The organism is Chryseobacterium binzhouense (genome assembly GCF_007474545.1).
GTDB classification, from domain to species: domain Bacteria; phylum Bacteroidota; class Bacteroidia; order Flavobacteriales; family Weeksellaceae; genus Chryseobacterium; species Chryseobacterium binzhouense.
The window spans coordinates 1-15,718 of record NZ_VKOG01000002.1 but is presented as its reverse complement, the minus strand read 5'-3'; the positions used below and the strand labels follow the sequence as shown (position 1 = coordinate 15,718).

The 15,718-nt window shown below is 35.8% G+C and carries 10 protein-coding genes; 9 read left to right on the top strand and 1 reads right to left on the bottom strand.

Annotated features, from left to right (window positions below; translation table 11 throughout):
* Positions 1-251: 251 nt before the first annotated feature.
* The 8 genes from FNE73_RS05785 to FNE73_RS05750 all read left to right on the top strand — a co-directional run bounded on the left by FNE73_RS05785 (position 252) and on the right by FNE73_RS05750 (position 13,245).
* Positions 252-1,175 (top strand): NADP-dependent oxidoreductase, encoded by a 924-nt coding sequence (locus tag FNE73_RS05785; protein WP_143883839.1) that lies wholly within the window; start codon positions 252-254, stop codon positions 1,173-1,175.
* Between the two features lie 296 nt (positions 1,176-1,471).
* On the top strand, positions 1,472-3,412 hold the full coding sequence (locus tag FNE73_RS05780) for an ABC-F family ATP-binding cassette domain-containing protein (protein ID WP_143883838.1): 1,941 nt from the start codon (positions 1,472-1,474) through the stop codon (positions 3,410-3,412).
* A gap of 169 nt (positions 3,413-3,581) precedes the next feature.
* The gene (locus FNE73_RS05775) at positions 3,582-3,938 is read left to right on the top strand and encodes a hypothetical protein (RefSeq protein WP_143883837.1); all 357 of its coding nucleotides are present in this window, start codon (positions 3,582-3,584) and stop codon (positions 3,936-3,938) included.
* Positions 3,939-4,224: 286 nt separating this feature from the next.
* Entirely contained in the window at positions 4,225-6,609 is a 2,385-nt protein-coding gene (locus tag FNE73_RS05770; protein ID WP_143883836.1) for a TonB-dependent receptor, read from the top strand.
* A gap of 27 nt (positions 6,610-6,636) precedes the next feature.
* Entirely contained in the window at positions 6,637-7,200 is a 564-nt protein-coding gene (locus FNE73_RS05765) for a hypothetical protein (protein ID WP_143883835.1), read from the top strand.
* A 263-nt stretch (positions 7,201-7,463) separates the two neighbouring features.
* Positions 7,464-9,251, top strand: a complete 1,788-nt coding sequence (gene rpsA / locus FNE73_RS05760) for a 30S ribosomal protein S1 (RefSeq protein WP_143883834.1) — start codon at positions 7,464-7,466, stop codon at positions 9,249-9,251.
* Positions 9,252-9,406: 155 nt separating this feature from the next.
* Positions 9,407-12,019, top strand: coding sequence for a T9SS-dependent M36 family metallopeptidase (locus FNE73_RS05755; RefSeq protein WP_143883833.1), 2,613 nt, complete (start codon positions 9,407-9,409; stop codon positions 12,017-12,019).
* A 242-nt stretch (positions 12,020-12,261) separates the two neighbouring features.
* Complete coding sequence (locus FNE73_RS05750) at positions 12,262-13,245, top strand: EamA family transporter (protein WP_394366295.1); 984 nt, start codon at positions 12,262-12,264, stop codon at positions 13,243-13,245.
* Positions 13,246-13,280: 35 nt separating this feature from the next.
* On the opposite strand, the gene FNE73_RS05745 is transcribed toward FNE73_RS05750, so the two are convergent.
* Entirely contained in the window at positions 13,281-14,180 is a 900-nt protein-coding gene (locus tag FNE73_RS05745) for a magnesium transporter CorA family protein (protein ID WP_143883831.1), read from the bottom strand.
* Positions 14,181-14,254: 74 nt separating this feature from the next.
* Here FNE73_RS05745 and FNE73_RS05740 point away from each other — a divergent pair, with 74 nt between their 5' ends.
* Positions 14,255-15,277, top strand: coding sequence for a 3-oxoacyl-ACP synthase III family protein (locus FNE73_RS05740; protein ID WP_143883830.1), 1,023 nt, complete (start codon positions 14,255-14,257; stop codon positions 15,275-15,277).
* Positions 15,278-15,718: the final 441 nt, after the last annotated feature.

Below are 15,718 nucleotides of genomic sequence, written 5' to 3'. Positions count from 1 at the left end.
ATTAGTAGAAAAGATGAATTCGTTAAAGGCGAAGCTCCGTAGGAGCGACCTGTTCATTAATGCTTCAAAAATTAATGTGTTTCGATTCTGATAATTTCTTCGAATGGTTGCAGCCCGACTTGAACGGAGCTCTTTTTGCAAATTTTTAACGAGGGCAAAAGCGTTGGGAAAATTTGCAAAAAAGCGGGAGTGGAAGGCGGAAATAGCTGCCCAAATAAAAGTAACTAAAAATTTAATTTAAAAATAAAATAATGAAAGCAATACAATACACAGCGTTTGGAAATGCGGACGTAGTAACAGAAAATGAAGTGCCAAAAGCCGCAATAACCCAAGAAAATCAGGTGTTGGTAAAGGTAAAAGCATTTACCATCAATCCGTTGGATATGAAGATTCGACAAGGATTTATGCAACAGGTGTATCCGGTGCAATTCCCTTTCACGCCTGGTTTGGACGCTGCCGGAATCGTAGAAGCGGTAGGAAGCGAAGTGACGAATTTCAGCGTAGGCGATGAAGTAATGGTGTCGGCAATAGGCGGAACGTACGCCGAATATTGCGTAGTTCCGGAGCAAAATGTAGAGAAAAAACCTGCCGAAATTTCGTTTGAAGAAGCAGCGGCATTGGTGATTCCGATGGCAACGGCTCAGTCGCTTTTGGTGAATGTAGGAAACGTACAAGCTGGACAAAAAGTGTTTGTTCAAGGAGCTTCAGGAGCGGTTGGTGCAGCGTTGATTCAATTGGCGAAAGCGTTGGGAGCGTATGTAATAGGTACAGCTTCGGGCGAAGGCGTGGATTTTATTAAAAATTTAGGTGCCGATGAAGCGATTGATTATAAAACGCAGGATTTTACGCAATTGGTAAAAGAAGCGGATTTGGTGATTGATTGTGCGGGTGGACCATCGCAAAATGCCTTGTTTGAAGTGGTGAAAAAAGGCGGAACATTGTTAAGCATCACAATGCCGCCATCGCAAGAATTGGCGGAACAATTTGGCGTGAAAGCACAGTTTGTTTCATCGGATTTATCGGCAAAAAATATGCAGTACGGTTTGCAATTGCTTGCCGAAGGAAAGCTGAAACCTTCTGTAGCAAAGACTTTTACAATGAGCCAAGCTGCCGAAGCTCAAAATTTGGTTTCCGCAGGTGGCGTGAATGGGAAGGTGGTTTTGACGGTGGGATAATTTATTTTGATCTCAAATAAAAATCCCAAGAAGCAAGCGTTTCTTGGGATTTTTTGTGGAATTAATTATAAGAATCAGTTTCGTTTATATTTTTTTGAGTAATATTAATGCATTTCTTTTATATATCCGTGACACTTATAAATTGCATTAGTGATTTCAAAAAGAACCAGAACACTTGTGAGCTTTGTAAATAATTATCTAGAAACGGAATAACTGATTTACAATTCTTTTATTTTGCTTACTTTTGCACCCGAAAAACATTCACATACATTATTCATCATTAATATTCATAAAAGATGCTTTCGGTTCAGGGTTTAGGTTTACATCATTCGGGAAATTATTTGTTTCAGAACGTTAATTTCACTATCAAAAAAGACGATAAAATTGGTCTTGTAGGAAAAAACGGAGCAGGGAAATCTACGCTGCTGAAAATGCTTTCAGGAGAAATTTCTTTTTATGAAGGAAATGTTGTGCCGGAAGGAAATATTACGATTGGCTTCCTTAAACAAGATCTTGATTTTGTAAAGGGAAGAACGGTCTGGAACGAGACCATGCAGGCTTTTGAGCAGATCAATGCCTGGAAAGAAGAATTGGAGGAAGTAAATCATCAGATGACGGTAAGAACGGACTACGAAAGTGATTCTTATACTGATCTTATCAATAAAATGACTGAGCTGAATGATCTTCTGATGCACCATGATGCCTACAATCTGGAAGGAGATATGGAAAAAGTGCTTTTCGGTCTTGGCTTTAAAGCAGATGATTTTCAGAAAATAACAGATGAATTTTCCGGAGGATGGAGAATGAGAATTGAGCTGGCTAAGCTTCTTCTTCAAAAGAATGATATTATGCTTCTTGATGAGCCTACCAATCACCTGGATATGGAATCTATCATCTGGCTGGAAAACTTTTTGAAAGATTATCCGGGAGCAATTGTTTTGGTAAGTCACGATAAGCAGTTTATGACTGCGGTCTGCAACCGAACTTTTGATATTAATAATAAAAAGGTTGATGATTATAAAGCCAACTATTCCAAATATCTGGTGATGCGTGAAGACCGCCGCGAAAAGCTGATTCAGGCAAAAAAAAATCAGGATGCGGAGATCAAGCAGATGGAAGATAATATCAATAAATTCCGTGCAAGTGCTACAAAAGCTTCTTTTGCCCAGTCACTGATCAAAAAATTAGATAAAATCGAAAGAATTGAGGTGGATAATGAAGACGTTTCTAAATTTAATATCCGTTTCGTACAGTCTGTAGTTCCCGGAAAAGTTATTTTTGAGGCAGAAAACCTGGGGAAATCTTACGGAGAAAAGAAAATTTTTGATAATGTAGATTTTATGGTTCAGCGAGGAGACAGAATTGCGCTTCTCGGACAAAACGGACAGGGTAAAACTACATTAGCTAAAATTCTTGCAGGAGATATTAAAGATTATTCAGGAAGCTGGAATTTAGGACATAATGTCAATATTGGTTATTTTGCTCAAAATCAGGAAGAGGTTCTGACTCCGAATAAAACGGTGCAAGAAGAAGCAGAGGATGCGGCTACCGAAGAAACCAGACCGAGAGTAAGAGATTTATTAGGTTCATTCCTTTTTCAGGGTGAAGCGGTCAATAAGAAAACGAAAGTGCTTTCTGGAGGTGAAAGAAACCGTTTGGCGCTGTGTAAGTTATTGTTACGTCCGTTCAATACATTGATTATGGATGAGCCTACCAATCACCTTGATATTCAGTCAAAAGAAATCATTAAGCTTGCTTTGCAGAAGTTTGAAGGAACGTTGATTGTGATTTCTCACGACAGAGAATTTTTACAGGGACTTTGTGATAAAATTTACGAGTTCCGGGACGGGAAAATGAAGGAGTTTTTGGGCGACATCAACGAATATCTTGAGTACAGACAAAAAGAGTCCATCAGAGAGATTTCTGCCGAAAAAGCTAAACTTCATGGTGAAGAAGCTAAAGCTGAGGTAAGGGTAAAGAAAGAGGAAAAGACATCCGGCAACGGCAGCGAGCAATCAACATCAGGAACTGGGAGCAAAGAACAGAAAAATATTCAGAACAAGCTGAAAAAAGTGGAAGAGCAAATTGCAGAGCTTGAGACCGCTATAGAAAAGTTTGAGGCTTCTTTTACTAAAGAAAATCCTTCTGAGGAAACCCTTGAAAAATACAATAAAACCAAAGAAAATCTGGATCTTGCTTTGCAGGAATGGGAATATTTGGGAACACAGCTTGAATAATTTCAGCATAAGGATTAAAGATGGACTTTTACAGTTCATCTTTTTTTAGCTTGTAAATGTAGTTTTAAAAGTTGTTGATTTATAAAACGAAAAATTTAAATTTTGTAGAGTTGGTTAAAAAATAATATTTATTGAAAGCGTTTTCATATATTTTTTATAATTTTGCAACATGATTTGTACTAAAAGCAGACATTTCAAAAATTTTATCTCCAGACTGATGTTCGGTGTATACTTTTTTGCGCTGTTTTCTCAGACATTTCATGAGCACGACTTTTCTGATACATTGAAAACATTCAATCTTAAAAAGTCAGAAAACACGCTTACAAAATCTGATGCTAAAGAATCTAAAGGAGACTGTTTGGCCTGTCATTTTATATCGACCGGAAACACACTTATGCCTGAAGAATTTACTTTCAAAGCAATTCAGCATTCAGAGAAAACAGAACAGATTTTTACTCTTCAGGAAAAAATTTGGGCACAAACCAAATATTCTTTCCAGCTTCGCGGTCCGCCCGCAATTTCTTAATTCTTAATTATCTTTTTGGATTTTTTTGTTTAAATCTTAGGATTTAAATCATTGATTACTTTGAAATAACACTTTGAAGCGGTTAAAACGGTCATAATCGGTTATTTTAATGTACTTGAATAATTCTTAGCAATTATTATAATGATGTAAGTCAAAAATTGAAGCATTCCGGAATGAATTGTTTCATATTAAGTATTACATAAAAATCCAATCCAAATTTTTAACGACATATATCTTTGATCTTTTACTGATAAAAGATTCAATGATATAGCTCAATGTATTTACAATGAAATTTATATTAAGTTTTTTATTGGTTCTTATGGGACTGGTAAATATCAACGCACAGAAAACCTACACCGTAAAAGGAAGTGTACAGGATTTTCATGATAAAACAATGCTGGAAAATGCGGAAATCCGAATAGGAAATTTTTCTGCGAAAACAGATAAAAAAGGTCAGTTTTCTCTGTCGGGAATTCCTGCTGGGAATTATGATCTTATTGCCAAACATCCGGAATGCAACGACTATACTGAAAATATACGGGTTGACAGAGATTTGCATTTGGCTATAAGACTGGAACATCATGTAGATGAAATTCAGACCGTAACGATTCACGGAACTCACAAAGCAAAAGGTGCTGTCATCATGACAACGCTTGACAGAGCAGATATTGAAAGGAATTCTACCGAAAATCTTGGAAATCTTCTGTCGCAGCTTTCAGGAGTTACTGCTCTGAAAACCGGAAATAATATTACAAAGCCGGTAATTCATGGTTTATACGGAAGCCGTGTTTCAATCTTAAATAACGGAGTGAAAATGGCGGAACAGGAGTGGGGAGTTGAACATGCTCCGAATGTAGATGTAAATGATTTTGAACATATTGATGTGATAAAGGGTGCATCTGCTCTGAAATATGGTAACGAAGGAGTGGGAGGAGTCGTGATTTTAGAACCTGCACTTATTCCTAAAAAGGATACTTTGATGGGTAACGTAAAACTTTCCGGAATTTCCAATGGAAGAGGAGGGGAAATTTCTGCTAATCTTTTAAAATCATGGAAAAACCAATGGTTTGTAAAAGCAGGCGGAAGCTATAGAAAGCTGGGAGATTTGTACATTCCGCATCATACTTTGCAGAATACGGGTGCAGAAGTTAATTCTTTTAATTTCTCGTTCGGAAATCACAGTTTTCTACAGGGTTTTGATGTTTCTTATAGCGGAATCAGACAGGATTTTGGAATATATAAAGGTGCGCATTTGGGAAGTCCTTCAGATTTTTACAAAGCAATCAATTTGGGACAGCCTTATTTTTTGGATGATTTCAGCTACGAAATTGGAAGCCCGAAACAGGAAGTTGAGCATCATATTGCTAAAATTTCAGCTTACAAACGGTTTGCAGATTTTGGAAAACTGACTTTTCAGTACAGCTTTCAATTAAATCAAAGAAAAGAATTTGATATCAGAAGAGGAGATTTGAATGCGCTGCCTTCTATGGATTTGCGACTCATTACTCATTCTGCGAGTTTAGTTCATCTTATTGAGCGTACAGACTGGAGTTTAGAAAGTGGTATTTCCGGAGGCTTTCAGGATAATTACCCCAATCCTGCAACCAGAGCAAGACGTTTGATTCCCGATTATTACCGTTATGATGCAGGTGCTTTTTCTGTTTTTAAATACAGATTTAATTCAAAACTGAATGCTGAAGCAGCTGTAAGATATGATTTCAGCAGATATGACGCTTATAAATATTACGACGAATCTGACTGGAATAACAGATTTGCAAAGTTTTTCCCTGAATTTTTCATTCAGAAAAGCGACAGCAGGATTTTGGCAAGACCTATTTTAGATTATCACAATTTTTCGGCTAATCTGGGGTTAGATTATAAACCTTTTGATAATGTTGAAGTTAAATTTAATTTATCAAGAGCCGACAGAACTCCCAATCCTGCGGAATTATTTGCAGACGGACTGCATCACTCTGCAGCAATCGTGGAAGAGGGTGATATGAGAATTAAAAGAGAGACGCTTTATCAGGCAAATCTCTCTTTAGTTTCTAATTTTAATATACTGAAGGGACTTCGTATTGAAGCATCTCCATATATAATGATCTCTGATAATTTTATCAATCAGATTCCTACAGGGGTTGTGAATTCTAACCGAGGTGTTTTTCCGATTTGGAGTTATCAGCAGATTAAAGCCAGAATTTTTGGAATTGATGCAGATGCACAACTTAATATTCTTGATCGGTTGAAATGGAATACAGGATTCAGCGCATTGAAAGGAGATGATTTGTCTAATAACGAACCCCTGATTCTAATGATGCCATCCAATCTCAGAAATTCAGTAGAATGGAAAATGAATATTCCTAATAATTTCTATCTGCAACTGGAGAATGTAAGCGTATTTAGGCAAAATCGTTTTCCGATCAGAAATCAGACGGTTGACTTTATAGATAACGGTACTTTTTTCAGGGAAGAATTAGACTTGAGTACTCCTCCTCCTGCTTACACGGTATTTAATGCTTCTGTAGGAGCAGATGTGGCTAAAAACTTTAATATCAATTTCAGAATCAACAATATTTTCAATACAGAATATCGTGAGTATCTCAACAGGCTCAGGTTTTTTATGCCTGAAAATGGCAGAAACTTTATTATAACTTTTAAATACAACTTTTAATTATTAATATTTTAAAAATTTTAAAAAATGAAAAAATTCTTAAACATTACACTGGTAATTTTTGCAGCACTTTTAGTTTTCTCGTGTAGAAATGATTCTACCGACATTCCGGAAGATATTCATGATCATGATGAAATAGAAAAAATGGTGGTGAGATTAACCAATGCAAATGATCCTACGGATGTACAGACGATTAGTTATATCGGTGGGGTTGCTGATAAACATATTCATGCAGAAGCAGGAGATGTGTTCAATGTTGATCTGGATTTTCAGGTAAAACATGATGACCATTACGACAGTGTAAATGGCGAAATTATGGAAGAGAAAGATGAGCATTTTATCACATTTGGTTTTTCAGGGGCAAATGTTATCGTAAAAAGAGCAGCTAATGATGTTGCAAGAACAGATGGTAATAAACTGGGACTAAAAACTCAATGGACTGTTGTAAGCACAACTCCAACAGGAAAAGTAAACATTAAGCTGGTACACGCACCAACTTCAGTAAGCCAGAATTCTCCTTCAGCAGACAATCAGCTTGGAAGCACAACAGGCGGAGAATCTGATGTAGATGCATTGATTGATCTGCATTAATACCATTATTCAACAAATTTTAATATTATAAAAAGACATCATTTTGGTGTCTTTTTATGTTTTTTCTTAAAAAAATAATTTCTAATAACTTAAAGAAAAAGCAAATGATCTGTATTGCATATCTGAAATAAAATTGTAATTTTGCACAACTTTTTGTGGGAGGGTTTGTAAAAAGTAAATTATTAATAATTAATGACTTCCGTATTTTTTAACGCCACAGTTATTCAAACCATTAAAAAAGAAGGAATACAAATTTTTAGAAAATGTCAAAAGAGACAAATTCAGCAGAGGTTTTATTAAACCAAAACGTAGCACCGGAACAATTTGATTGGGATTCTTTCGAATCTGGTCTTGATGCAGACGCAAGAAAAGAAAAAAGCGATCTTGAAGAAATCTACAACGGATCTTTAAACAACTTAGACGATAATGACGTATTGGTTGGGAAAGTTGTAAGATTGACTGACAAAGAAGCTATCGTAGACATCAACTTCAAATCTGAAGGTGTTATTTCTCTTAACGAATTCCGTTACAACCAAGGTTTGAGCGTAGGTGATGAGGTTGAAGTAATGGTTGACAGAAGAGAAGACAAAACTGGTCAGTTACAGTTATCTCACAGAAAAGCAAGAACATTGAAAGCTTGGGATAAAGTAAATGAGCTTCACGAAACAGGTGAAATCGTAAACGGTTTTGTAAAATCTAGAACTAAAGGTGGTATGATCGTAGACGTACACGGAATCGAAGCATTCTTACCAGGTTCTCAGATCGACGTTAAGCCAATTAAAGATTACGATCAATTCGTAGGTAAAACTATGGAGTTCAAAGTTGTGAAAATCAACCCTGAGTTCAAAAACGTAGTAGTATCTCACAAAGCATTGATCGAAGCAGATATCGAAGGTCAGAAAAAAGAAATCATCGCTCAGTTAGAAAAAGGACAGGTTCTTGAAGGTACTGTTAAGAATATTACTTCTTACGGTGTATTCATCGACCTTGGAGGTGTTGACGGATTGATTCACATTACAGATCTTTCTTGGTCTAGAGTGAACCACCCATCTGAAATCCTTGAGGACGGACAAACTGTAAAAGTGGTTATCCTTGACTTTGATGATGAGAAAACAAGAATCCAATTGGGTATGAAGCAATTAGAAGCTCATCCTTGGGATGCTCTTTCTGCTGACATGAAAGTTGGAGATAAAGTAAAAGGAAAAGTAGTAGTTCTTGCTGACTATGGTGCATTCGTAGAAATCGCTCCAGGTGTAGAAGGATTGATCCACGTTTCTGAAATGTCTTGGTCTACTCACTTGAGAAGTGCAGGAGATTTCGTAAAAGTTGGTGATGAAGTAGAAGCAGAAGTATTGACTTTAGATAGAGAAGACAGAAAGATCTCTTTAGGTATGAAACAATTATCTAAAGATCCATGGGAAAATATCGAAGCTAAGTATCCTGTAGGTTCTCAACACGTTGGAACTGTAAGAAACTTTACAAACTTCGGAGTTTTCGTAGAATTGGAAGAAGGTATTGATGGATTAATCTATATCTCTGATCTTTCTTGGACTAAGAAAATCAAGCATCCATCTGAATTCTGTGCAGTAGGTGATAAACTAGATGTTGTAGTTCTTGAGCTTGACATCCAGGCTAGAAGATTATCTTTAGGTCACAAGCAATTAACTGAAAACCCTTGGGATAAGTTTGAAACTAAATATGCTGAAGGAACTGTACACGCTGGTAAAGCGGTAGAAGTACACGATAAAGGTGCTTCTGTACAATTTGAAGATGCTGAAGTAGAAGCTTTCTGCCCATCTAGATTATTAGAGAAAGAAGACGGATCTAAAATCAAGAAAGGAGAAGAGGCTGATTTCAAAGTAATTGAGTTCAACAAAGAATTCAAGAGAGTTGTAGTTTCTCACACAGGAATTTTCAGAGACGAAGAGAAAAAGAATGCAAAAGAAGCTTCTAACAGAAATGTATCTTCTTCTTCTAACAATGAAGAAAGATCAACTCTTGGAGATATTGATGCTTTAGCAGAATTGAAAAAGAAAATGGAAGGGAAATAATCCTGAACATTTTTTGATATAGAACCACTCGAAAGAGTGGTTTTTTGTTTTATAAGTGTTTATCAACAATCCATAAAATAATTACAGTCGTATATTAAAATTCAGGAATGAAATTGAGAAATAGTTAGTAAATTTATCAATCAAAACGATTAATAATGGATAGCAATACTGTTTTTTTTACTAAATCTAAAAAAAGAATTCTTTTGGCTGCATTTTTTGCTGTTCTTCCGATAAGTCTTTTTGCACAGGAGAATGAAAGATTGATAAAAGATTATATCCTGAAAAATAAAATCAGCGAATTTAAAAAAGCCGATCTGACGAATTTTAAAATAGATAATAAAGATTTTTCACAGTCTTTGAATGGAGAGATTATCAAAATACAGCAGACCTTTAAAGGGATTCCTGTTTACAATTCTTTAGCGACTGCTTTTATTAAAGACAGAAAGATTACTTATTTTAATGACAGTTTTGTGAAAAGTTTCACATCGTTTTCTGATGATGTAACGGTCTCTCCAAAGAATGCGTTAGAAAAAATTGCAGATTCTTTTAGCAGAAATGAAATATCAGATTATATCATACTAAATGATTCAGATAAAGAGCCTGATCACAAAAACTTCGTAAAACAAAATTTTGTATATAATCTTTCAGGGTCTGATTTAAAATTATGCCACCAGTTTTTGTTCCATGATCCGGAAAATTCAAAATACTGGAATGTTTTAGTTGATGCATCTTCGGGAGAAATTATTTCAAAAGAAAACCTTACCTTAGAATGTCATTTTCATAAAGATGCGTATTCTCATGATTCCACGCATCAGAATAATATCATAAAAAATTCTCTAAAAAAATACCCATCAACATTTTTGGCTGATAATGCAAATTATAATATTTTTCGTTTACCGGTAGAAGCACCTACGTTTGGTAGCAGAACGCTGGTTTCAAATCCGTGGATCTTATCTTCATCTCCCCAAGGTTGGCATTCTACAGGAGCCGAAAAATATACGATTACCAGAGGTAATAACGTCTATGCATATGAAGACAGAAATGATAAAGATCAGCCGGGATATTCTCCGGATGGCGGATCTTCCTTAAATTTTAATTTTCCTTTTTCAATCAACGGGACTCCGGATTTCAATCAAAATGCAGCAATTACCAATTTGTTTTATACCGCAAACAGGGTACACGATATTTTCTATCAGTTTGGTTTTACAGAATCTGCAAGAAATTTTCAGCAGAATAATTTTGGAAAAGGCGGTATCGGAAATGATTATCTTCTGGCTGAATCTCAGGATGGAGGCGGATTAAATAATGCCAATTTTACTACTCCTTCTGATGGAAAAAAACCTGTAATGCAGATGTATCTTTGGTCAAGAGTCAACAGGTATTTTTATTATAACGCTCCTGTTTCTGCAATTCCGCGTGTTCCGCAGGCAAGCGCAGCTCAATTTGGACCGCAGCTGAATGGTACGGGTGTGACGGGAGATGTGATGCTGGCAAATGTGATTGATGGCTGTACTCCGTTAACTGCAAATTCTTTAACAGGAAAAATAGGTCTTATAGAAAGAGGAGGCGGAACCAACTGTACTTTTGCCCTGAAAGTGAAAAATGCTCAGGATGCAGGTGCAATTGCAGCGATTATTTACAATAATCCGGGAGCTATTAATTTTCCTGCATCAATGGGCGGAACAGATGCTTCAATTACCATACCTTCAGTTTTGATTAATAATGCTGAAGGAGAATATATTAAAACACAGTTGAGTAATTCATTAACGGTAAATGTTACTCTCAAAAGTGATCCGGCAACTGCAGTAACTCCTGACGGAAGTTTTGATAACGGAATCATCACCCACGAATATGGTCACGGAATTACCAACAGATTGACCGGGAACGGATTTAGCTGCCTTTCCAAAGTTCAGAGTAAAGAACAAATGGGAGAGGGATGGTCAGATTTTTTTGCTTTAATGTTGACCAATACTCCAAATGCTGATGCTTCTGTTCCACGAAGTATAGGATCTTATGCGAGTGGTCAGTCTGCATCAGGTTTAGGATTCAGACCTGCAAAATATTCTCCGGATTTTTCTGTGAATGATTATACGTATGCAGATACTAACGGAATGGAGTTTGAGGAAGACGGTGAAATTGTTCCGGATGTGCACAGAATAGGATTTGTATGGGGATCAATGCTTTGGGATCTTCATTGGCAGTATGCTGCAAAATATGGATATTCTTCTGATGTTACCGCCAACAAAAACAGCGGAAGTGCAAGAGTTCTTCAACTGGTGACAGATGCTTTGAAATTACAAACCTGCAATCCTACATTTATTGACGGAAGAAATGCAGTGCTGAATGCCGAAATGCTTACCACTGGTGGCGAAAATCGTTGCATGATATGGAAAACTTTTGCTAAAAGAGGTTTAGGTTTAAATGCTTCCGCTGGAAGTAAAACAAATATTAACGATCAGGTAGAAGATTTTTCTGTTCCGGCAGACTGTAGAGAAGGAAATGCAAATGCTGCAATAGATAGAAGTTTGATTAAAATTTATCCGAATCCTGCTAAAGATGAGTTCTTTATTTATCTGAAAGATAATACAATTGGAAAATTATTTGTTCAGATGTATGATATGTCAGGAAAATTAGTGCTTTCTGAAGATAGGTTTTCACCGGATGCAAGAATTCCTGTTTCTACAAAAGATCTGGAAAATGGAATATATGTTGTAAGTGTTCAGGGAATAGGAGTAGATTTCAGAACAAAAATTATTATCAAAAAATAACTTCCATTTAAATATTTTATCAGGATAAAAGATGATTCGTTGAATATCAGTTATACTTTACTACTTTTTTGCAGACAATCAGAAATGATTTAAGTAAATTAAATAATAGCCTGAATGATTTCAAACAATCAATGTTTTATATGTTAAATAAGTATTGAAACGGTACAAACTCTCAGATTCATTGATAAAAAGGCACCCCTGTCAATGTAAAATATTGTATATTTGCCGGCTTTTTAAAAATTATGAAGAAGAATATTGTTAAAGGAATTTTATTTGTGGCATTGGGTGCAAGCGTTTACGGAATGTTGGCAACTTTCGTAAAAATGTCTTATAAAGAAGGATATACAACAGCGGAAGTCACAACATCACAATTTGTTTTGGGAATTATAGGACTTTTGATTCTCAATTTTGTTCAGACAATCACTTCAAAAAATAAACTTTCTTCGCCGTCATCGGGAGAAATGAGACGCTTGCTGATTGCAGGAACTTCTTTAGGCTGCACAAGTCTTTTTTATTATATTTCGGTACAGTATATTGCTGTTTCGGTTGCTATTGTTCTATTGATGCAGTCAGTATGGTTTAGTGTTGTAGCAGAAAGTTTTCTGACAAAAAAATTCCCAGGTTTAATAAAAATTTTTGCCACAGGAATTGTATTGAGCGGAACAGTATTAGCAACCAACCTCATTAATTTAGATGTAAATCTGGATTGGAAAGGAATCTTTTGGGGATTGTTGGCTGCAGCCTCATTCACCGTGACAATGTTTACTTCCAATACTATTGCAACTCACTTGCCTGTTTTACGCAAAAGTATGATCATGTTGAGCGGTGGCTCTGTAATAATCTTTCTTTTTCTGTTTTTTGCGCAGATTGGTCCGTTATATTCAGAGAGCCTAAAATCATTTTATCTGAATTTTACAGATAATACACAGCATATCAGACCCTTCGATATATCTATTTTTTGGACCTATGGTTTTATTTTAGCATTATTCGGAACCATTATTCCGCCAGTGTTATTTAATTTGGGTTTTCCAAATACGGGTTTAGGTTTAGGAAGTATTATTTCTTCTTTAGAACTTCCTGTTTCTGTGACGATGGCATTTTTTCTTTTAAACGAAAAAGTGGCTCTGATTCAGTGGATCGGGATCATATTGATTTTAATGGCAATTATTTTAATGAACTTACCTTCACGGAAAAAAGTTACTACTGTCGAATTAGATTTAAAATAAAAAAATAAAACCGTTTCTCTGAGACGGTTTTTTATTTACCATTGTTTCCGTCTTGCGTAGATAAATGTAATGATGACTATGGTAACCATTATGCCTACAGTTATAAAATAACCGTATTTTGTATGCAGTTCCGGCATATTGTCAAAATTCATTCCGTAAAGACCGGCAATAAAAGTGATAGGTAAAAAATAAACAGAGTATATTGCCAAAACTTTCATCACCTGATTGGCTTTTTGGTCAGATAGGGCGAGAAACATAGAAATAAGGTTGGTAATCTGTGCATTGAGATGATCAAAGTCAGCAATTACATCTTTGTGTTTGTCTTTCAGATCAACAAACTCAGCATCCTGGATATTAAGAAACTTAAATTTATCAATTGCATCGGTTGATATAGTCATTACTCTTGCATTTAAACCAGATTTCCTTTTCAGACGGTAAAGTCTTCGTATTTCATTGGTATGATTAGTATTTTTCAGAAAAATTTCATTTTCAATATTATCCATTGTTTCAAATAAATTCAGAGATTCATCATCAAAACTTTTCATAATGAGTAAAGCAATCATTAAGGCAATTTTATCAGACGAACAGTCTTCCTGCTCTGTAGAAAGCCGCTTTTTGGTTTCCGAAATACTTTTGGTTTTCATCCGGTGAACCGTTATAATTGTTTTTTCAAGAATGAAAATGCCGATTTTGGTACTGATGTCACTTATTGTATTAAGATTTTTACGTTCCAGTTCAGTACTTTCCCGAAGAAGAAAAAACTTTACATTGCCATCTTCCTCATATTTTGGAAGGTGATTGGGATCCAGCGTGTCTTCCAGAAGAAGATTGTTAATCTGATATCTTTCATGAAGAAACTGTATGTCTTCGGAAGTTGGAGCTTCTACGTCTATCCATTCGCAGTTCGAATCTCTGTAAAATGTATTAATCGGCATAAAGTAAAAATACTGATATTTTAAAATAGTATGTATTCAATAAGTTTTATATTTGCCAAAATTAAACAAACTATATGATTAAAAGTACAATAAAAGGAATAGGTTTTCATGTCCCTGATCATGTTGTTACCAATGATGATTTAGCAAAATTAATGACCACCAATGATGAATGGATTACAGAACGTACAGGAATAAAAGAAAGAAGACACCGTATTAATAGAAATGATTCTCAGGAAACGTCAGCATATTTAGGATTTAAAGCCTCTGAAAAAGCTCTGCAAAATGCTGGTCTCACGGCAAAAGATATAGATTATATCGTTTTTGCTACGCTTTCACCAGATTATTATTTTCCGGGATGCGGAGTTTTGCTTCAGGATATGCTGGGCTGCGATACGATAGGAGCTTTAGATGTTAGAAACCAATGTTCCGGGTTTGTATATGCAATGAGTGTAGCCAATGCTTTTATCAAGTCAGGAACTTACAGAAACATTTTGGTCGTTGGAGCTGAGATCCATTCTTTCGGATTAGATTTTTCTGATGAAGGAAGAGGTGTATCAGTAATTTTTGGAGACGGAGCAGGTGCTGTGGTGCTCTCAGCAACCGAAGATGAAAATGCAGGAGACATTCTGGCAATGAATATGCATTCAGAAGGGAAATATGCAGATGAGCTATGCACACAGTTTCCGGGATCTAAGTTCGGCTGGAGTGACAGGATGCGTAAAGAACCGGAAAATGTTACCAACAAAGAAGTTTATCCTATTATGAATGGTAATTTTGTATTCAAGCATGCTGTAACAAGATTTCCGGAAACTATGCAGGAAGCTTTATCTAAAGCCGGAAAAACTATAGATGATCTGGATATGTTTATTCCACATCAGGCAAATTTAAGAATAGCGCAGTTTGTACAGCAGAAATTCGGGCTTCCTGATGATAAAATTTACAACAATATCCAAAGGTATGGAAATACAACTGCAGCTTCTATCCCTATTGCTTTAAGCGAAGCAATCGAAAAAGGAAAAATCAAAAGAGGAGATTTGGTTTTACTTTCCGCCTTTGGAAGTGGTTTCACTTGGGGAAGTATTTTGTTTGAATACTAATTCGTTTTAACTAAGAACAATTAGCCTCTGAAATATTTCGGAGGCTTTTCTTTTATCTCTCTTCCGTTTTAAGCTGTATCTTTTTGAGCGCTGCTTTTTAGAGTGTTTGAGAAAATGATGCTGTTTCACTCAGGGCTATTTTGGGGAGAAGTCAGGAGTTAGGATTTAGGAATTAGTTAGAGTTATAAATAAGAAGGTAAGAGGAAGGAATTTCAATCGCTGAGCTTGTTTGGATAAGTAATCATTAAGTGTCTTAAGTGTAAAGTAAATCATATTGACATTTTCAATATAGCAGTCCTACGGACTGCCCCTCACTTGCCGTATGCAGCTTCCCTCTTTCTTCACCATCCTCCCACCATTCACCATTCCCCTTTTGTAAAATTTTTCTTTCGAATAACCAGTTAGTTAGGGGTGAATATGGATTAAATATGAATTTTATGT